22 protein-coding genes, 1 other RNA gene and 1 other annotated feature are annotated in these 18938 nt (G+C 52.5%); of the genes, 12 read left to right on the top strand and 11 right to left on the bottom strand.

Annotated features, from left to right (window positions below; translation table 11 throughout):
• Positions 1–123 precede the first annotated feature (123 nt).
• Positions 124–462 (top strand): P-II family nitrogen regulator, encoded by a 339-nt coding sequence (gene glnK / locus P3C52_RS03080; RefSeq protein WP_038627577.1) that lies wholly within the window; start codon positions 124–126, stop codon positions 460–462.
• 35 nt (positions 463–497) lie between these two features.
• Positions 498–1781 (top strand): ammonium transporter AmtB, encoded by a 1284-nt coding sequence (amtB, locus tag P3C52_RS03075; protein ID WP_275553743.1) that lies wholly within the window; start codon positions 498–500, stop codon positions 1779–1781.
• A gap of 67 nt (positions 1782–1848) precedes the next feature.
• On the opposite strand, the gene tesB is transcribed toward amtB, so the two are convergent.
• Positions 1849–2709 (bottom strand): acyl-CoA thioesterase II, encoded by an 861-nt coding sequence (tesB, locus tag P3C52_RS03070; protein ID WP_275553742.1) that lies wholly within the window; start codon positions 2707–2709, stop codon positions 1849–1851.
• Between the two features lie 216 nt (positions 2710–2925).
• Between tesB and P3C52_RS03065 the strand changes: the two genes are divergently transcribed.
• A complete protein-coding gene (locus P3C52_RS03065) occupies positions 2926–3480 on the top strand; it encodes a YbaY family lipoprotein (protein WP_275553741.1) in 555 nt (184 codons plus the stop codon).
• Between the two features lie 29 nt (positions 3481–3509).
• Here the strand turns inward: P3C52_RS03065 and P3C52_RS03060 are convergent, their stop codons facing one another.
• Entirely contained in the window at positions 3510–3821 is a 312-nt protein-coding gene (locus tag P3C52_RS03060) for an MGMT family protein (RefSeq protein WP_275553740.1), read from the bottom strand.
• Positions 3822–4028: 207 nt separating this feature from the next.
• Here P3C52_RS03060 and ffs point away from each other — a divergent pair.
• Positions 4029–4125, top strand: an RNA gene (ffs, locus tag P3C52_RS03055) — signal recognition particle sRNA small type.
• Positions 4126–4164: 39 nt separating this feature from the next.
• On the opposite strand, the gene P3C52_RS03050 is transcribed toward ffs, so the two are convergent.
• The 7 genes from P3C52_RS03050 to P3C52_RS03020 form a co-directional block, all read right to left on the bottom strand.
• Entirely contained in the window at positions 4165–4383 is a 219-nt protein-coding gene (locus P3C52_RS03050; protein WP_275553739.1) for an HHA domain-containing protein, read from the bottom strand.
• Between the two features lie 27 nt (positions 4384–4410).
• Positions 4411–4791, bottom strand: coding sequence for an Hha toxicity modulator TomB (tomB, locus tag P3C52_RS03045; protein WP_275553738.1), 381 nt, complete (start codon positions 4789–4791; stop codon positions 4411–4413).
• Between the two features lie 148 nt (positions 4792–4939).
• Positions 4940–5293, bottom strand: a complete 354-nt coding sequence (locus tag P3C52_RS03040) for a hypothetical protein (RefSeq protein WP_275553737.1) — start codon at positions 5291–5293, stop codon at positions 4940–4942.
• Between the two features lie 339 nt (positions 5294–5632).
• Positions 5633–5773 carry a type B 50S ribosomal protein L36 gene (ykgO, locus tag P3C52_RS03035; protein ID WP_275553736.1) on the bottom strand — a complete coding sequence of 47 codons (141 nt, stop codon included), beginning with the start codon at positions 5771–5773 and terminating at the stop codon, positions 5633–5635.
• A gap of 9 nt (positions 5774–5782) precedes the next feature.
• A complete protein-coding gene (locus P3C52_RS03030) occupies positions 5783–6040 on the bottom strand; it encodes a type B 50S ribosomal protein L31 (protein WP_275553735.1) in 258 nt (85 codons plus the stop codon).
• Positions 6041–6219: 179 nt separating this feature from the next.
• On the bottom strand, positions 6220–9369 hold the full coding sequence (gene acrB, locus P3C52_RS03025; RefSeq protein ID WP_275553734.1) for a multidrug efflux RND transporter permease subunit AcrB: 3150 nt from the start codon (positions 9367–9369) through the stop codon (positions 6220–6222).
• Between the two features lie 17 nt (positions 9370–9386).
• Positions 9387–10583, bottom strand: a complete 1197-nt coding sequence (locus P3C52_RS03020; RefSeq protein ID WP_275553733.1) for an efflux RND transporter periplasmic adaptor subunit — start codon at positions 10581–10583, stop codon at positions 9387–9389.
• Between the two features lie 140 nt (positions 10584–10723).
• Here P3C52_RS03020 and acrR point away from each other — a divergent pair, with 140 nt between their 5' ends.
• Positions 10724–11368 carry a multidrug efflux transporter transcriptional repressor AcrR gene (gene acrR, locus P3C52_RS03015; protein WP_275553732.1) on the top strand — a complete coding sequence of 215 codons (645 nt, stop codon included), beginning with the start codon at positions 10724–10726 and terminating at the stop codon, positions 11366–11368.
• On the opposite strand, the gene rsmS is transcribed toward acrR, so the two are convergent.
• Positions 11361–11516 (bottom strand): pleiotropic regulatory protein RsmS, encoded by a 156-nt coding sequence (gene rsmS / locus P3C52_RS03010; RefSeq protein ID WP_275553731.1) that lies wholly within the window; start codon positions 11514–11516, stop codon positions 11361–11363. The two genes, acrR and rsmS, sit on opposite strands and share 8 nt — an antisense overlap.
• A 10-nt stretch (positions 11517–11526) precedes the next feature.
• On the bottom strand, positions 11527–11769 hold the full coding sequence (locus P3C52_RS03005; protein WP_275553730.1) for a hypothetical protein: 243 nt from the start codon (positions 11767–11769) through the stop codon (positions 11527–11529).
• A 134-nt stretch (positions 11770–11903) separates the two neighbouring features.
• Here P3C52_RS03005 and P3C52_RS03000 point away from each other — a divergent pair, with 134 nt between their 5' ends.
• From P3C52_RS03000 to adk, 7 genes are all read left to right on the top strand, one after another.
• Positions 11904–12290 carry a DUF454 family protein gene (locus P3C52_RS03000; RefSeq protein ID WP_275553729.1) on the top strand — a complete coding sequence of 129 codons (387 nt, stop codon included), beginning with the start codon at positions 11904–11906 and terminating at the stop codon, positions 12288–12290.
• Between the two features lie 208 nt (positions 12291–12498).
• Entirely contained in the window at positions 12499–13050 is a 552-nt protein-coding gene (apt, locus tag P3C52_RS02995; RefSeq protein WP_275553728.1) for an adenine phosphoribosyltransferase, read from the top strand.
• A gap of 79 nt (positions 13051–13129) precedes the next feature.
• A complete protein-coding gene (gene dnaX, locus P3C52_RS02990) occupies positions 13130–15073 on the top strand; it encodes a DNA polymerase III subunit gamma/tau (RefSeq protein WP_275553727.1) in 1944 nt (647 codons plus the stop codon).
• Positions 14415–14476 (top strand) — a sequence feature (DnaX frameshifting element). Its footprint overlaps the gene before it by 62 nt.
• A 50-nt stretch (positions 15074–15123) precedes the next feature.
• Positions 15124–15453 carry a YbaB/EbfC family nucleoid-associated protein gene (locus P3C52_RS02985; RefSeq protein WP_038627543.1) on the top strand — a complete coding sequence of 110 codons (330 nt, stop codon included), beginning with the start codon at positions 15124–15126 and terminating at the stop codon, positions 15451–15453.
• On the top strand, positions 15453–16058 hold the full coding sequence (gene recR / locus P3C52_RS02980; protein ID WP_275553726.1) for a recombination mediator RecR: 606 nt from the start codon (positions 15453–15455) through the stop codon (positions 16056–16058). The genes P3C52_RS02985 and recR overlap by 1 nt, the downstream gene beginning before the upstream one ends.
• Positions 16059–16161: 103 nt before the next feature.
• The gene (gene htpG, locus P3C52_RS02975) at positions 16162–18030 is read left to right on the top strand and encodes a molecular chaperone HtpG (protein WP_275553725.1); all 1869 of its coding nucleotides are present in this window, start codon (positions 16162–16164) and stop codon (positions 18028–18030) included.
• Positions 18031–18276: 246 nt separating this feature from the next.
• Complete coding sequence (adk, locus tag P3C52_RS02970; RefSeq protein ID WP_275553724.1) at positions 18277–18921, top strand: adenylate kinase; 645 nt, start codon at positions 18277–18279, stop codon at positions 18919–18921.
• Positions 18922–18938 lie beyond the last annotated feature (17 nt).

Here is an 18938-nt window from a genome sequence, read left to right as displayed (position 1 = left end):
TGACAGTACGGTTTGGCGACGCCTTGTTTCTGTTCTTTCGCGCTTTGCTCATAAATGGCACAGCCTTTGCTTTACTCATCCTGCGTCGGGCAAATGGCCAATGATATTGAGCAAGGGGAGCGTATGAAGCTGGTTACCGTAGTGATTAAACCATTCAAACTGGAGGATGTGCGCGAAGCGCTCTCTTCTATTGGCATCCAGGGACTGACCGTAACAGAGGTGAAAGGATTTGGCCGTCAGAAAGGGCATGCGGAACTCTATCGCGGCGCTGAGTACAGCGTGAACTTTCTGCCGAAAGTTAAAATCGACGTCGCTATTGCTGACGATCAGCTGGATGAGGTGGTGGATGTGATCAGCAAGGCCGCCTACACCGGAAAAATCGGTGATGGCAAAATTTTCGTTGCCGAACTTCAGCGCGTTATCCGTATTCGCACCGGTGAAACTGACGAAGCCGCTCTTTAGGCCGGTTTCTGTATATTGTGATGGGATGGAATAAAATGAAAAAACTCATGACCAAAGGCCTTGTAGGCCTGGCGCTGTTACCATCGCTGACGATGGCGGCGCCTGCCGTTGCGGATAAGGCGGACAACGCTTTTATGATGATTTGCACCGCGCTGGTGCTGTTTATGACCATACCGGGGATTGCGCTTTTTTATGGCGGTTTAATCCGCGCCAAGAACGTGCTTTCTATGCTGACCCAGGTGTCAGTCACTTTTGCCATGGTTTGTGTCATTTGGGTGCTGTATGGCTACTCGGTGGCATTTAGCGAAGGGAATGCATTCTTCGGCGGGCTTAACTGGGTAATGCTGAAAAATATTAGCCTGACCGCGTTAACCGGCACTTTTTATCAATATATTCATGTGGTTTTCCAGGCCTCTTTCGCCTGTATTACCGTCGGGCTGATTGTGGGTTCCATCGCCGAGCGTATTCGTTTTTCCGCCGTGCTGATCTTTGTCGCTATCTGGCTGACGCTGGCTTACCTGCCGATTGCGCATATGGTATGGGCGGGCGGCTTCCTGGCACAGGATGGCGCGCTTGATTTTGCTGGCGGCACCGTGGTGCATATTAATGCCGCCGTAGCCGGTCTGGTTGGCGCTTACCTGGTGGGCAAGCGAGCAGGCTTTGGCAAAGAAGCGTTTAAACCTCACAACCTGCCAATGGTATTTACCGGCACGGCTATTCTTTACGTCGGCTGGTTTGGCTTCAATGCTGGATCGGCATCGGCGGCGAACGAAATCGCGGCGCTGGCTTTTGTTAATACCGTGGTGGCTACCGCTGGAGCGGTGCTTACCTGGACCTTTGGCGAGTGGGCGCTGCGTGGAAAACCCTCCTTGCTCGGTGCCAGCTCTGGCTTTATCGCTGGTCTGGTCGCCATTACGCCAGCCTGCGGCTACGTTGGTGTAGGCGGCGCGCTTCTTATTGGCCTGATTGGCGGCCTGGCTGGACTGTGGGGCGTAACGGTACTGAAGAAATGGCTGCGCGTTGACGACCCTTGCGATGTATTCGGTGTACACGGTGTCTGCGGCATTATCGGCTGTATCCTGACCGGCGTTTTCGCCTCTTCTTCCCTGGGCGGCGTAGGCTATGCCGAAGGCGTCACGATGGGGCATCAGATTTGGGTACAGATCCTGAGCGTCGTGTTGACCATTATTTGGACCGGCGTGGTGGCATTCATTGGTTTCAAAGTGGCAGATATGCTGGTTGGCCTGCGCGTGCCGGAAGAGCATGAGCGCGAAGGGCTGGATGTCAACAGCCACGGCGAAAATGCTTATAATCAGTAATCAGTAATCAGTAATCAGCTAATACAAAAAAAGGACGGTGCCTCATGCATCGTCCTTTTTTATCCTGTCAGCTGCGCTGACGCATCACGCCTTCCTGAACGGTTGAGGCAACTAAAATGCCATCCTGCGTATAAAACTCACCGCGTACAAAGCCACGGGCACCCGATGCGGAGGTGCTTTCCACGCTATACAGCAACCACTGATTTAAATTGACCGCCCGGTGAAACCACATCGAGTGATCGATAGTAGCGACCTGCATACCGGGCTCAAGGAACCCTTTTCCATGCGGCTGGAGAGCAACCGGCAGGAAATTAAGGTCTGAAGCGTAACCCAGTAAATATTGATGAATGCGTGCATCCTCTGGCATTGCGCCGTTAGCACGCAGCCAGACCTGGCGCGTCGGCGAATCAACATGGCCTTTTAGCGGGTTATGAAAAGTAACGGGGCGAATGTCTAACGGCTTTTCAGCCAGAAACTTGGCGCGTACTTTTTCAGGAATCATCGCCGCCAGCTGTTGCGCAATCTCAGTTTCACTGGCTAATCCATCCGGGCCTGGCACATCAGGCATCGATTTTTGATGTTCAAAACCGGTTTCCGGCGCCTGAAAAGAGGCGGTCATATAAAAAATAGGCTGACCATTTTGAATGGCGGAGACGCGGCGCGCGCTAAAACTATGTCCATCGCGCAAGGTTTCGACATCGTAAATAATCGCTTTTTGGCTATCGCCTGGACGTAAAAAGTAGCTGTGAAAAGAGTGAATATTTCGTTCAACGGGCACTGTTTGTTTGGCTGCATGTAACGCCTGGCCTACAACCTGCCCGCCAAATACCTGGCGGAGCCCCAGACCCTCGCTCTGGCCGCGGAACAGGCCCTCTTCTAATTTTTCTAACTGCAACAGGTTAAGTAAGTTATTTAATGCCTGGCTCATGGCGCGTTCCTCAATGATATAACGTGTTTAGTTTGCGAGATCCGACCAGTTCCTGCAACTACTGGTTATTACTAAAGGGATGGTTACTAAAAATGAACCTGGAGCTTGCCAGGCAAAAAAGGAGAACCTGTGCCAGAATTAAGCACATACAGCGTTTTATAGCTGTTTCGGCCAACTTGTCGCCGATACCACATTGATCAGAAGGAGAGGTTATCAATGAAATTCTGGTATGTAATGAGCGGAGCAGCGCTGGCCGTTGCCCTCGCAGGTTGTGCAGATAAAAGCGCCAACATTCCTGTTCCTGCTCCAGGTGCGGAATTAGCAGGACAATCAGTCATTGCTCAGCCAAACGTGAGTGGTTCGATTTATATTCGACAGAAAGTCGCGTTGCCGCCGGATGCCGCGTTAACGGTTACGCTTTCCGATGCTTCGCTGGCTAACGCTCCGGCAAAAGTTCTGGCGCAGCGCGTGGTCGTGACGCAGGGGAAACAGGCGCCGTTCCATTTTGTGCTGCCTTTTAACCCAGCGGATATTCAGCCGGACGCGCGTATCCTCTTAAGCGCGGCGATTACTGTGGATAATAAAGTTATCTTTATGACCGAGTCGGTAAAAGCAGCCGTTAATAATGGTGGAACAAAAATCGACTTAACGCTGGTTCCTGCGACGTCGGTAGCTATGCCGACCCAGAGCGGTGCGGCAACAACCGTACCATCAACTTCGCCGACCCAGGTGACGCCTTCGTCATCTGTTCCGGCGCCAACCAGCCTGTAATTGCGTCTATAGGGCCAGCATTGCTGGCCCTACCATTGCCAGCGATAGCGCGCCAGATCGACTTTTCCGTCGTCGCTGATTTCGATGCCTTCGGCCTCAAGCGCGTCACGCTGACGCAGCAGATCGTCCCCCTGCAAGGATATTTGTCCATGGCGATTGATAATACGATACCAGGGAAGACGGCTATCAGCAGGTAACCGCTTTAATAATCCACCTACCTGACGCGCCGCGCGCGGCGAACCCGCCAGTCGGGCAACCTCGCCGTAGGTTGTCACTGTTCCAAAAGGAATCGCCGCGATCACCTGCAAAACACGCTGTGCAAAAGAATCGTTTTCCATCATTTCTCTCTGCTGTTTTTTGCGCTTATCCTCGCAAAAAGCCAGACCAGAATAAATATTAAGCGCATCTGAAATGGTGTAAATGAGGAAATACGGAGAAAGGCAGGCGATTGTTTAATAAAACAACGGTTGCCGGCTGACGGCTTGCATTTGGTCCAGGCATCATTGATAATGCCTGCGCTCTGTAACGGAGCGCGTCAATGGGGGCCCTGTTGGTTCTCCCGCAACGCTAACTTGTGAACTCGGTCAGGTCCGGAAGGAAGCAGCCGCAGCAGGTGACGCGTGTGCCGGGATGTAGCTGGCAGGGCCCCCACCAATTCTGCTCCATCCTGCCAGACCTCTTTAATTACCGTACATATTTCCAGACTGAAACGGGAACTTTATCGTAGAGCTTGTTCATGGTTAATTCTGCTAAACGATGATCGGCAGCGGAATAAAAAACGGCCAGCTCATCATCCGGTAATTCATATTTATTCTTTTCAATGACACGTTCCAGCGTATCAATAGAACGGCAACGTCTTAAACGCATCAGATAGTCAGTTTTGGTCATAGTTTTTTCTGTCATGGTTAAACCATAATAAATGAACGGTTGCTAAAATGAATGGCTTGGCTGTAATGGCAGCTGAGCGCATTCTTCGGCGAAAAGATTAAATAGACGCCGGGCAGAGCGCTGCCAGCGCTGTAAATCCTGAACATTAATGCCGTAATTACTAAACAACATAAAAGTATCGTCAAGATAATCATCAATTTGGATGATTAAGTCTTCGTCTTCAGCATGCTTTATTTTGTAATTCATGGTGAAGGAAGCAATATGTTCAATAAGTTCATTGAGTTGCAAATTAGAAGCAGACGTAGGATCGTTAATCCAGCCATGATGGCTGTCGCCTAAAGTTGCCATACTTTCGTCGTACAGATTCTCACACAAGAAATTCAATTGGGCAATATCATGCCGTTTCGGTGAGTATTCGTCCATCTTTTTTCCCTCCATACATCGACCATTGTCTGCATGCGAAACAGCGAAAAAAGCTTCGTACTCTTTGGGTAATATTAAGATTCGTTAGTTAATCAGACAAGGTAAATATAACGTAAGTTTGCAATTTTCAGATAAGGTATTAGTAAAGTTACAGTTCATCCGCTGTAGAAGGGCGCGTATTATCAATGAAACCAAAAACCAGCGCGCCGGAAATCACCTCAAATTCAACAGTTTCTTGTTTCGTTTCTGTCTGATTAATGTCAAGACAGGGATTGAATACATTCCAGTCGAACTGGTAGTACATTTTATATCTGTTATCGCTCAGCGCTTCTACAGAAATAACCTTAATCGTTCCGGGAACTAAAAGAGCATTTTGTGAATACCATTGTAGATCCCCAATCAGCATTTTCTCTATTTTGGGAATGTTCTGTAGAAGAATGTCTTTTAATTTTAGCGGTTTTTTATCAGCTTGCAAAATATCGCAGGGTACAATTTTGCGCATTTTACCTCCGAAGAGTTTATTAATTCTTAAGGTAACAATGGGGATGAGTAGGCCAGAAGGCAAGAGGATTAAATTAAATTTGGACCTGCTTTTGTAGGCACAGAGCGGCTGCGCAAAGGCACATTTCTCCAGTAAGGAAAGGTTAATTATTTGAATTATTTATAGTTACGTTATATATGCGCTCAAAAACACCTTTATCCATGACATAAAAGGATACACTTTTTGTGTCCTAAACCTGATTGAGTACATGTCGGATGCGTTATTTTTATAAAAGGTGATGAGAACATTCTTACTGAGAGAGTGTTTATAAGGCTGGCAGAATTGCCAGCCCGGTCGAGCTTAACGTTTTTTCTTACGTCCCTGAACCGCCTTGAAACGCGGATTACTTTTACAAATGACATATATCCGGCCATGCCGACGTACTACTTGGCAATCTTTGTGCCGCGTTTTAGCGCTGCGTAATGAACTTAAGTGCTGCATAAAATTCCCTTAATCATTTTTGCCAAAGAAGCGGCCATATCGCTGATTAAAGCGCGCAGAACTGCCTTCGCGGCTGTAATCCTTTTGTTTACCGGTATAGTGCGGATGAGAAGCGGAAGAGACATCCAGCGCAACGTAAGGATAGGTTTCACCATCAATGTCGATTGTGCGATCGGTTTTGATGGTTGAGCCGGTTTTAAAATAATGGTCCACACTGGTGTCATGGAAGACGACGGTACGATAGTGTGGATGGATACCTTTTTTCATTTTTTACCCCAATTGATATGTTATATCATAACAATATTGTGCGCCTTTTGTTTTATGAATGCAATGGGTAAACCTGTTTAGAAGAGTCGTCAGTATCAGGCAGCGACGTAAAAGGGCAGGGAAGAAAAAGCGGCAAAAAAAGAGGCCACTTGCGTGGCCTCTGGGGAAAGTTACATCAGTTAATGTTGTTGCTCGACAGGATGTCCCTGTTCCAGCTCTTCTTTATGCTTGCTGAAGCGACGGCGCACCACAACAAAGAACACAGGTACAAAGAAGATGGCCAGAACGGTTGCGGTCACCATACCGCCCATTACGCCAGTACCTACTGCGTTCTGCGCGCCGGAGCCTGCGCCAGTACTGATAGCCAGCGGCAGTACGCCAAGAATAAAGGCCAGCGAGGTCATCAGAATTGGACGCAAACGCATACGCGTTGCTTCCAGCGTTGCCTCTATCAAGCCTTTGCCTTCTTTCTCCATCAAATCTTTAGCAAATTCAACGATCAGGATGGCGTTCTTCGCCGACAAACCTACCGTAGTAAGCAGACCTACCACAAAGTAGACGTCGTTACTCAGTCCGCGCAGCGTGGTAAATATCAGGGCGCCAATAACACCCAGCGGTACCACCAGCATAACGGCAAACGGAATTGACCAGCTCTCATAGAGCGCCGCCAGACAGAGGAACACCACGATCAGTGAAATCGCATAGAGCGCAGGCGCCTGGTTACCGGAGAGACGTTCCTGATAGGACATACCGGTCCAGTCATAACCAATTCCCTGCGGCAGCTGAGACGCCAACTGCTCCATCAGTGCCATAGCATCACCGGAGCTTCGGCCTGGCGCTGCCTGACCAAGGATCTCCATAGATGGCAGACCGTTATAGCGTTCCAGTCGCGGCGAACCATACTGCCATTGAGCGCTGGAGAAGGCGGAGAAGGGCACCATTTCGCCATTGGAAGCGCGGACATACCACTTATTGATGTCGTCCGGCAGCATACGTGAATCGGCTCTCCCCATCACATATACTTTTTTCACACGGCCACGATCGATAAAGTCGTTCACATAGGAGCCGCCCCAGGCTGCGCCCAGCGTCGTGTTAATATCGGAAATAGAGACGCCCAGCGCCTGCGCTTTTTCCTGATCGATAGTCAGCTTGTACTGCGGCGTATCTTCCAGGCCGTTAGGGCGGACGCCGACTAACGTATCCGAATGCTGTGCCACCATACCGAGCAGCTGGTTACGCGCCTGCATCAACTTGTCGTGTCCCAGGTTACCCTGGTCGATCAGCTCAAAGTCAAAGCCGGTTGCGTTACCCAGTTCGATAATTGCTGGCAGGTTAAACGGAATAACCATGGCATCTTTAATCGCGCCAAACGCCTGCATGGCACGCCCTGCGATCGCTCCTACCTTATTTTCTGTGCCGCTACGCTCATCCCAGGGTTTCAGGCTGACGAAGGCGATACCGGTGTTCTGACCGCGACCAGCAAAGCCGAAGCCGTTAACCGTAAACACCGACTGTACGTTCGCTTTCTCTTTGTTCAGGAAGTAATCAGTAACTTCATCGAGAACTTTCTGCGTACGTTCCTGCGTAGCGCCCGCTGGCAGCTGCGCCTGGGCTAACAGCAGACCCTGATCCTCTTCCGGTAGGAAGGAGGTAGGCAGGCGCATAAACAACACCGCCATACCCACAACGATAACCAGATAGATCAGCAAATAGCGACCGGTGCTGCGTACGATATGACCAACGCTATCAACATAGTGGTTGGTACTCTTATCAAACAGACGGTTAAACCAGCCGAAGAAACCGGTGGTTTTACCATGATCGCCTTTTTTGATTGGCTTCAGCATGGTAGCGCAAAGCGCTGGCGTCAGAATCAACGCCACAATGACCGACAGCACCATTGCGGAAACAATGGTAATGGAGAACTGGCGATAGATAACGCCGGTTGATCCGCCGAAGAAGGCCATCGGAATAAATACTGCGGAAAGCACCAGCGCAATACCTACCAGCGCGCCCTGGATCTGCCCCATCGATTTCCGCGTCGCTTCTTTGGGCGACAGGCCCTCTTCAGCCATCACGCGTTCGACGTTCTCTACTACTACGATAGCGTCATCCACCAACAGGCCGATGGCCAACACCATCCCGAACATCGTCAGGGTATTTATCGAGTAGCCAAACGCGCTAATAATGGCGAAGGTACCTAACAACACTACCGGCACCGCGATTGTCGGTATCAGGGTGGCGCGGAAGTTTTGCAGGAACAGATACATGACCAGGAACACCAGCACGATCGCTTCAAACAGCGTTTTTACCACCTCAAAGATGGAAATTTTAACAAACGGCGTGGTGTCGTACGGGTAAACAACTTTCAGACCGGCAGGGAAAGTAGGAGAAAGGCGCTCCAGCTCCGCTTTTACCGCATTGGCAGTATCCAGCGCATTTGCGCCGGTTGCCAGCTTAATACCCAGACCGGAAGCGGGATGGCCATTAAAGCGTGCAATAATTTCATAGTTTTCACCGCCCAGCTCGATGGTTGCAACATCGCGCAGACGCACCTGTGAGCCATCCGGATTAACCTTCAGCAGAATTTTGCCGAACTCTTCCGTCGAGGTCAGACGCGTTTGCGCAATGATCGAGGCATTCAGCTGCTGGCCTTTTACCGGCGGCGTACCGCCTAACTGACCGGCAGCAACCTGGGCGTTCTGCGTAGAGATGGCGTTAATCACGTCAACCGGCGTCAGCTGATAGTTATTCAGCTTATGCGGATCCATCCAGATACGCATCGCATATTGGGCACCAAACAGCTGCGTGTCGCCCACGCCTGAGGTACGGCTGATCGGGTCTTTGATGGTGGCCGAGACGAAGTCAGAAATATCATTCTGCGTCATGCTGCCATCTTCACTCACAAAGCCCGCTACCATCAGGAAGCTGCTGGATGATTTTTCTACCTGAATACCTTGCTGTTGCACTTCCTGCGGCAGCAGCGGCATTGCCAGCTGCAGTTTGTTCTGTACCTGCACCTGAGCAATATCGGCATCAGTGCCTGATTCGAAGGAGAGCGTTAATTGCAGCGCGCCAGATGAATCACTATTGGAGGACATATACATCAGCCCATCAATACCGTTCATATTTTGCTCGATAACCTGAGTTACCGAATCCTGCAACGTTTTCGCATCCGCGCCAGGGTAGTTTGCGTTTATCTGTACCGCCACCGGAGCAACGTTGGGATATTGCTCAATCGGCAGCTTAAGAATCGATAGCGCACCTGCCAGCATGATAATGATGGCGATAACCCACGCAAAAATGGGGCGATCGATAAAGAACTTAGCCATGTATCAGTGGCTCCTGTTTAAGACTGAGGTTTTTCAGACTGCGCCTGCGACTGTTGATTCGCTTTCGCATCGTCTGTCACTTCCTGCGGAGTTACCTGAGCGCCAGGTTTCGCACGCTGAAGGCCGACAGAAATCACACGATCGCCAGCCTGTACGCCCTCGGTGACCAGCCACTTATCGCCAATCGCCTGTTGAGCGGTAACATTGCGCACGGCAACTTTGTTGTCCTGACCAACTACCATCACCGTGGCCTGACCGGTCGGCGTGCGGCTGACAGCCTGCTGCGGAACCAGAATCGCATTCGGGTTAGTCCCTTCTTCAAGGCGCGCACGTACGAACATACCTGGCAGCAGACGATGATCCGGGTTCGGGAACACGGCACGTAGCGTAATAGAACCCGTGGTCTCATCAACGGTAACATCAGAGAATTCCAGGGTACCTGGCTGCTGATATTCGCTACCATCCGGCATCATCAGCGTCACATTAGCTTTGCCGTCGGTCTGTTTTAGCTGACCGGATTCCAGCTCTTTACGTAAACGCATGTATTCATCGCTGGATTGCGTCACGTCGACATACATCGGATCGAGCTGTTGAACGGTTGCCAGCGCCGTGGTTTGGCCACTTTGCACCAGTGCGCCTTCGGTAACGGCGGATTTGCCGATACGGCCACTGATTGGTGACGTCACTTTGGTGTAGGCCAGGTTAATACGTGCGGTTTCCACGTTAGCCTTAGCAACGGCGACGGCGGCTGCGGTCTGGCTTTGGGTGGCAACAGCCTGATCGTAATCCTGCTGACTGATATATTTGGTGCCTAACAGCGGCTGATAGCGTTTCACCGTAACGGCAGCGATTTGTGCATTAGCCTGAGCCTGAGCGAGATCGCCCTTGGCGCTGTTGTAGGTTGCCTGATAAGGCGCCGGGTCGATCTGATACAGCGATTCGCCCGCCTTAATATCGGTCCCTTCAACAAAGTTACGTTTTAAAATAATCCCCGAAACCTGCGGACGGACTTCCGCCACGCGGTAAGCGGAGGTTCTTCCCGGAAGCTCAGTCGTAATTTTCAACGGTTCGCTTTTAATTGTTACAACACCAACCTCAGGCGCCTGCTGCTGCTGGCCAGACTGTTGGGAATTATCATCACATCCTGTTAGCAAAAAGCTGCCTGAGAGCATCAGGACGGCCGCCAGAGGCGTTAACCCTCTGTTATTTTTCATAAATCAACCTCGATTGTTCAATATCGATTGGTCAATGGATCACAAACCGTTGAGCCATTGCTGCGTTTATATTATGGTCATGCTATGGTACATACATTCGCAAATGTATGTAAATCTGCCGCCGGGTAAAAGCGTTCACTATGGCACGAAAAACCAAACAACAAGCCCTTGAAACGCGGAATCAAATTCTTGATGCTGCCATTGCACGCTTTTCTGAATTTGGCGTTTCGTCGACCTCTCTTGCCGATATTGCCGCCGCAGCGGGTGTCACACGGGGCGCTATCTATTGGCACTTTAAAAATAAAACCGATCTGTTGAATGAGATCTGGGCGCTGTCTGAGTCTGGCCTGGAGGACGTTGAGCAAGAGTATCAGTCAAAATACCCTGACGATCCACTTTCTGTGATGCGTGCCATGCTGTGTTACGTTTTTCAGGCGACAGCGCGCGATCGTCGCCGCCGCGCATTACTGGAAATTATCTTCCATAAATGCGAATTCGTTGGCGAAATGTTGCCGCTACAACTTATGCAACAGAACCTCTATCTTGAGTGCTATGAAAAAATAGAGGATGTATTAGCGCACTGCATTGAGGCGGGGCAGCTGCCTGCCGGGCTCAATGTACGCCGTGCAGCGATTATTATCCGCGGTTATATCACCGGCATTATGGAAAACTGGTTATTTATGCCGGATAGCTTCGATATTCAAGAGGATGCGCCAGTGCTGGTAGATGCGCTGATCGATATGCTTAAAATCAGCCCTGGCTTATGTCAGGCATCCGTTAAGTAAGCATGTGCGCCTGCTGTTTTTTCTCATAATCGCGGCGTACGATTTCCAGCGCCGCCAGAACGGTTTCCGGCGCCATTTCACTTTGCTCAAGCAGCATAATTAAATCGATAGCCAGTTTAATTTCATCAGACGCACTTTCCAGCGACATTCTTTACTCCTTAACGTCGTATCACGCGCGTTACCGCGACTAACAGCAGGGCGCCCGCTAACGCCAGCAGTAATGCACGCGGATGCAGGCTGGCCAGGGTTCCCCAGTTAAAATAGACGCTGCTATAGCCGCCGACCAGGGCGCCGATTATCGCCAGAATAAGCATCGGCAGCCGACCGCTACGCACAGCCAAAAATTTACTTGCGAACAGACCAACGGCAAGGCCAACCAACAGCCAGGATAACAGTCCCATATTGATGTCCTTAATTAAGCACCCGTTCTAAACCTGTAAAGAGCCAGCTATAGATAAAATAGCCTGTCCGCGGCTGCTGAACAGCCAGCCCGCTGTGATAAAGTGAGCGCGCTGGCTTTTTTACAGGATACCGCATGCAGCGCCTTATATTACTGATTATTGGCTGGTTGGCTATCGTGCTGGGCACGTTGGGCGTGGTGTTGCCGCTGTTGCCGACGACGCCCTTTATCTTACTGGCGGCCTGGTGTTTTGCCCGATCTTCGCCCCGTTTCCATCATTGGCTGCTTTATCGTTCCTGGTTTGGCGCCTACATTCGTCACTGGCAGCAACATCGTGCGCTGCCGCCCGGCGTTAAAGGGCGCGCGATGCTTCTCATCATTGGCACTTTTGCGCTGTCTGTTTGGCTGGTTAAACTTTTTTGGCTGCGCATTATGTTGCTGTGTATGCTGGCTGCGTTATTGCTCTTTATGTGGCGCATGCCGGTAGTTGCAGGGCAAAAATCAGATAAATCCCCCAGGTAAAAGCGACGTTAGCTTTTTTACCTTATCGCTTTTCAAACACTTAAACTGCCAGGATGGCAAACGGTGTTGCATTTGTCCTGCGCTTTGCTTAGATTTGGTCGTTTTCGTGCGTGGCTTCCCTGATTTTATTATTTTCCGTCTGCGGCGTAGACCGTCAGCGTAAGGCGAAGCTGCGCGAGTCAGTTTAGTATTCACCAGGCATAACATTATGACCGCGACTGCGCAGCAGCTTGAATTTCTTAAAGACAGTATTAAAAGCGTTCCAGACTATCCGAAGCCAGGTATCCTGTTTCGTGATGTCACCAGCCTGCTTGAAGATCCGCGAGCTTTCGCTACAACGATTGATCTGTTCATTGAGCGCTTTCGCGATCGGGGAATTACCAAAGTTGTCGGTACGGAAGCGCGCGGCTTCCTGTTTGGCGCGCCGGTAGCGCTGGGTTTGGGCGTTGGCTTCGTACCGGTGCGCAAACCGGGCAAACTGCCGCGTGAAACCTGGAGCGAAACCTACGATCTGGAATATGGCAGCGACCAGTTGGAGCTGCACCGCGATGCGATCAAACCGGGCGATGTGGTGCTGGTGGTTGACGATCTGTTAGCGACCGGCGGTACCATTGAAGCGACCGTTAAACTGATCCGCCGCGCCGGCGGTGAAGTGAAAGACGCCGCGTTTGTTATCAACCTTTTTGATTTAAACGGCGAAGCCCGTCTGAACGCGCTGGGCATTGAATGCTACAGCCTGGTCTCGTTCCCCGGCCACTGAGTTTCCCTCCTTCAGCCTCGCCGTCGCGGCGGGGCTGTGTTAGCATGTCCCACTGGTTTTCAACACATCTCGTGAACGAATGAGTTATCAGGTCCTTGCCCGCAAGTGGCGTCCACAAGCGTTTTCCGATGTCGTTGGTCAGGAGCATGTACTGACTGCGCTGGCCAATGGCCTGTCGCTGGGACGCATCCATCACGCTTATCTTTTTTCCGGCACCCGAGGCGTCGGTAAAACCACCATTGCGCGCCTGCTGGCCAAAGGGCTCAATTGTGAAACCGGCATTACGTCGACGCCGTGCGGCGTTTGTGATAACTGCCGCGAAATCGAGCAGGGGCGCTTTGTCGATTTGATTGAAATCGATGCCGCCTCCCGTACCAAAGTCGAAGATACCCGCGATCTGTTAGATAACGTGCAATACGCGCCCGCGCGTGGCCGCTTTAAAGTTTATCTGATCGACGAAGTGCATATGCTGTCGCGTCACAGCTTTAACGCCCTGCTGAAAACCCTTGAAGAGCCGCCGGCGCACGTTAAATTCCTGCTGGCGACCACCGATCCGCAAAAGCTGCCGGTGACCATTCTGTCCCGCTGTCTGCAATTCCATCTTAAAGCGCTGGATGTCGATCAAATTCGTCAGCAGCTGGAATATGTACTGGCCCAGGAAAAAATCACGGCGGAGCAGCGAGCGCTACAACTGCTGGCGCGCGCGGCGGACGGCAGTATGCGCGACGCGTTAAGCCTGACCGATCAGGCTATCGCAACCGGTCAGGGGCAAGTCACGACGGAAAGCGTCGCCGCGATGCTGGGCACGCTGGACGACGACCAGCCGCTGGCGCTAATTGAAGCGCTGGCCGCCGCCGACGGGCAGCAAACCATGACGTTGCTACAACAGGCCGCCAGTCGCGGCGTGGAGTGGGAGGCGCTGCTGGTTGAGATGCTTCGCCTGCTGCACCGCATTGCCATGATTCAGCTGTTGCCCTCCGCGTTAAGCGACGAATATGCGGCAGTTGAACAACGTCTGCGTGAACTGGCGCGTATAGTGCCGCCTGCGGACGTGCAGCTCTATTACCAGACCATCCTGATGGGCCGAAAAGAGCTGCCGCTGGCGCCGGATCGGCGTATGGGCGTTGAGATGACGCTGCTGCGTGCGCTGGCGTTTCATCCGCAGGTAGAAATCGCCGAGCCGGTTACTCGTCCGGTAATGACGCCGCAGCCGAATGTTCAGGTGCCGCCTTCCGCCACTGCGGCGGCATTTTCCGCGCCGGAAGCTCCTTCTGCGGCATCCGCGCCGGTAGCCGAGGTGCCGAATACGCCGCTACCAGACGCCACCAGCCAGCTATTGCAGGCGCGAACGCAGCTGTTGCGCCAGCAGGGAGCAAACAAAACAAAAAAGAGTGAGCCGACAGCGCCAGGCGCGCGGTCGGCAGGCTCAGCGTTAGAAAGGCTTGCTCAGGTAACGGAACGCGCGAGCAGGCGGCCCGCAGCAGAAAATGCGGCGCCGGTGAAGAAAGAAGCTTATCGCTGGAAAGCGCAAACGACGGAAACGGAAGCTGCTGCGCCGCAGGTGGCCACGCCGAAGGCGCTGCGTTCGGCGTTGGAGCATGAAAAAACGCCTGAACTGGCCGCCCGGCTGGCCGAAGAGTCGTTGCAGCGCGACGCCTGGGCAGCGGAAATCGCCACGCTAACCTTACCGAAGCTGGTACAGCAGCTGGCGCTTAATGCATGGAAAGAAGATACGGCGCAAGGCGTTTGCCTGCATTTACGCAGCAGCCAGCGTCATCTTAATTCCGCCTCCGCACAGCAGGTTTTGACCGAAGCGTTAAGCAACGCCAGCGGCAAGCCGGTTGAATTGACTATCATTGAAGATGATAATCCTGCGGTATTGACGCCTCTGGAGTGGCGTCAGAAGATTTATGAAGAAAAACTGGCGCAGGCGCGTCAGTCCATCATTGCGGATAACCATATTCAGACGCTGCGTCGTTTTTTTGATGCCGATCTGGATGAGGAAAGTATTCGCCCCGTTTGAATCGCCGCATAACCTAACGGCTTACGCGGCCCGAGCAAAGAGAGAAATATATGTTTGGTAAAGGCGGTTTGGGTAACCTGATGAAACAGGCCCAGCAGATGCAGGACAAAATGCAGCAGGTACAGCAGGAAATCGCTGAAATGGAAGTGACCGGCGAATCTGGCGCGGGCCTGGTGAAAGTGACCATTAACGGCGCGCACAACTGCCGTCGCGTAGAAGTGGATCCGAGCCTGCTGGAAGATGATAAAGATATGCTGGAAGACCTGGTTGCGGCAGCATTCAACGATGCGGCGCGCCGTATCGCCGAAGCGCAGCAGGAGAAAATGGCCTCTGTTTCCTCCGGCATGCAGCTGCCGCCAGGCTTTAAGATGCCGTTCTGATGCAGACCAGCCCTTTGCTGGAGACGCTAATGGAAGCGCTGCGCTGCTTGCCGGGCGTTGGCCCGAAATCAGCGCAGCGCATGGCGTTTCAGCTTTTGCAGCGCGATCGCAGCGGAGGCATGCGTCTGGCGCAGGCGCTTACGCGCGCCATGTCGGAAATTGGCCACTGTACGGACTGCCACACCTTTACCGAACAGGAGATCTGCACCATTTGCGCGAACCCGCGTCGTCAGCAAAATGGGCAAATCTGTGTGGTGGAAAGCCCGGCGGATATTCACGCCATTGAGCAAACCGGGCAATTTGCCGGACGCTACTTTGTGTTGATGGGGCATCTTTCTCCGCTGGACGGCATCGGCCCGCACGATATTGGGCTGGATCGTCTGGAACAGCGGCTGGAAAAAGAGCCTATCCAGGAAGTCATCCTGGCCACCAACCCGACGGTGGAAGGTGAAGCGACGGCAAACTACATCGCCGGGCTCTGTTCGCAGTACGGCGTGGATGCCAGCCGCATTGCGCACGGCGTGCCAGTTGGCGGCGAGCTGGAAATGGTCGACGGCACCACGCTGTCGCACTCGCTGGCAGGCCGCCACAAGATTAAATATTGACCATCTGCTGGCACATTCGCGTGTGCCAGCTTGAAAACAGTTATCCCATCCCCATCTCTTCCTCAACGTTCGATAAACCTGTTTCAGTTGAGGTAGCAAAACCATGAAAGGACAAGAGACGCGTGGCTTCCAGTCAGAAGTTAAACAGCTTCTGCACCTGATGATCCATTCCCTCTATTCGAATAAAGAAATCTTTCTGCGCGAGCTGATTTCCAACGCTTCGGATGCGGCGGACAAGCTGCGTTTTCGTGCGCTCTCTTCGCCTGAACTGTATGAAGGCGATGGCGAGCTGCGCGTGCGGGTTTCTGTCGATAAGGAAAAACGTACCCTGACGCTGAGTGATAACGGCATCGGTATGCGTCGCGACGAGGTCATTGAAAACCTCGGTACCATCGCGAAATCGGGTACCAAAGCTTTCCTCGAATCTCTCGGCTCCGATCAGGCCAAAGACAGCCAGCTGATTGGTCAGTTCGGCGTCGGCTTTTATTCAGCGTTTATCGTGGCGGATAAAGTTACCGTACGTACCCGCGCGGCGGGTGCCGCGCCGGAAGAGGGCGTTTACTGGGAATCCGCCGGCGAAGGTGAATATACCATCGACGATCTGACCAAAGCGGACCGCGGTACTGAAATCATCCTGCACCTGCGTGAAGGTGAAGATGAGTTCCTCGACAGCTGGCGTGTGCGCAACGTCATCAGCAAATATTCCGATCACATCGCGCTGCCGGTCGAGATCGAAACCAAAGATGAAGAGAGCGACACCACTAGCTGGGAAAAGATCAATAAGGCGCAGGCGCTCTGGACCCGTAACAAAGCGGAAGTCAGCGATGAAGAGTACAACGAATTTTATAAGCATATCGCCCACGACTTTAGCGATCCGCTGACCTGGAGCCATAACCGCGTTGAAGGCAAGCAGGAATATACCAGCCTGCTCTATATCCCGGCGCGTGCGCCCTGGGATATGTGGAACCGCGATCATAAACATGGCCTGAAACTTTACGTGCAGCGCGTCTTTATCATGGACGACGCTGAACAGTTTATGCCGAACTACCTGCGCTTCGTGCGTGGCCTCATCGATTCCAACGATCTGCCGCTGAACGTTTCGCGAGAAATCCTGCAGGACAACCGTATTACGCAGAATCTGCGCAGCGCGCTGACCAAACGCGTTCTGCAAATGCTCGATAAGCTGGCGAAAGACGACGCGGAAAAATATCAGCAGTTCTGGAGCGAGTTCGGTCTGGTATTGAAAGAAGGCCCGGCGGAAGATCATGCCAACCAGCAGGCGATTGCCAAACTGCTGCGCTTTGCCACCACCAGCAGCGAAGGCGCGGCGCAAACCGTCTCGCTGGAAGATTACGTCAGCCGCATGGTGGAAGGGCAGGAGAAAATTTACTACATCACCGCCGACAGCTATGCCGCTGCGAAAAGCAGCCCGCACCTGGAGCTGTTCCGTAAGAAAGGGATTGAGGTGCTGCTGCTCTCCGATCGCATCGACGAATGGATGATGAGCTACCTGACCGAATTTGACGGTAAAACCTTCCAGTCCGTCAGCAAAGCGGATGAAACGCTGGACAAGCTGGCTGACGACGAGAACGATGCGCAGAAAGAAGCGGAAAAAGCGCTGGAGCCGTTTGTCGATCGCGTGAAAACGCTGCTGGGCGAACGCGTGAAAGAGGTGCGCCTGACGCATCGTCTGACCGATACGCCAGCCATCGTTACTACCGACGCCAATGAAATGAGTACCCAGATGGCGAAACTGTTTGCCGCAGCGGGGCAGGCGGTGCCGGAAGTGAAATATATCTTTGAGCTGAACCCGGATCATGCGCTGGTGAAACGCGCGGCGGATACCCAGGACGAAGCGCGTTTTGCTGAGTGGGTCGAGCTGCTGCTCGATCAGGCGCTGTTCGCTGAACGCGGTACGCTGGAAGATCCTAACCAGTTTATCCGTCGTATGAACCAGCTGCTGCTGGCCTGATAGTCGATAAGCTGGCCTCTAAGCCGACCTGCGGGTCGGCTTTTTTATGGCGGCGATCATTCTGAAAAACAGCGTTTCTCTGCCGTCAGGCTGGATCCTGGAGATAAACCGGTTAATGATAGCCGCAGGTAAAAGACGTTGGCTGCCAGAGCCGCTTCCCGCCCTGTTTTCTTGTGATGATCGGGGCTTAATGGTATGTTCTTGGCCTTCTTAGTTAGATCATGAATTCGCAAGGGGATTGACGCGATGCGTATTATTCTGCTCGGCGCACCGGGCGCAGGTAAGGGCACACAGGCTCAGTTCATTATGGAGAAATACGGTATTCCGCAGATCTCCACAGGCGACATGTTACGTGCAGCGGTGAAAGCCGGCACGGAACTGGGCAAACAGGCGAAAGCCATTATGGACGAAGGCAAACTGGTTACCGATGAGCTGGTGATTGCGCTGGTAAAAGAGCGCATTGCGCAAGACGATTGCCGTAACGGTTTCCTGCTGGACGGTTTCCCGCGCACCATTCCGCAGGCTGATGCCATGAAAGAAGCTGGCATCAAAATTGACTGCGTGCTGGAATTCGACGTGCCGGATGAGCTGATCGTAGAACGTATCGTTGGTCGTCGCGTTCATGCGCCGTCAGGCCGCGTTTATCACGTCACCTTTAATCCGCCGAAAGTGGAAGGCAAAGATGACGTTACTGGCGAAGAGCTGACCACGCGTAAAGACGATCAGGAAGAAACCGTGCGTAAGCGCCTGGTCGAGTATCATGACATGACCGAGCCGCTGGTAGCCTATTATCAGCAGGAAGCGCAGGCGGGCAACACCCAGTACCACAAAATCGACGGCACGCGTAAAGTGACCGAAGTCAGCGCTGAGCTGGCGAAAATTCTGGGCTAACGCGCGCGTTTGCTCCG

Source organism: Mixta sp. Marseille-Q2659, from assembly GCF_940807255.1.
GTDB lineage: Bacteria > Pseudomonadota > Gammaproteobacteria > Enterobacterales > Enterobacteriaceae > Mixta.
The sequence above is the reverse complement of the archived record's forward strand: the minus strand, read 5'-3'. Positions and strand labels throughout refer to the sequence as shown.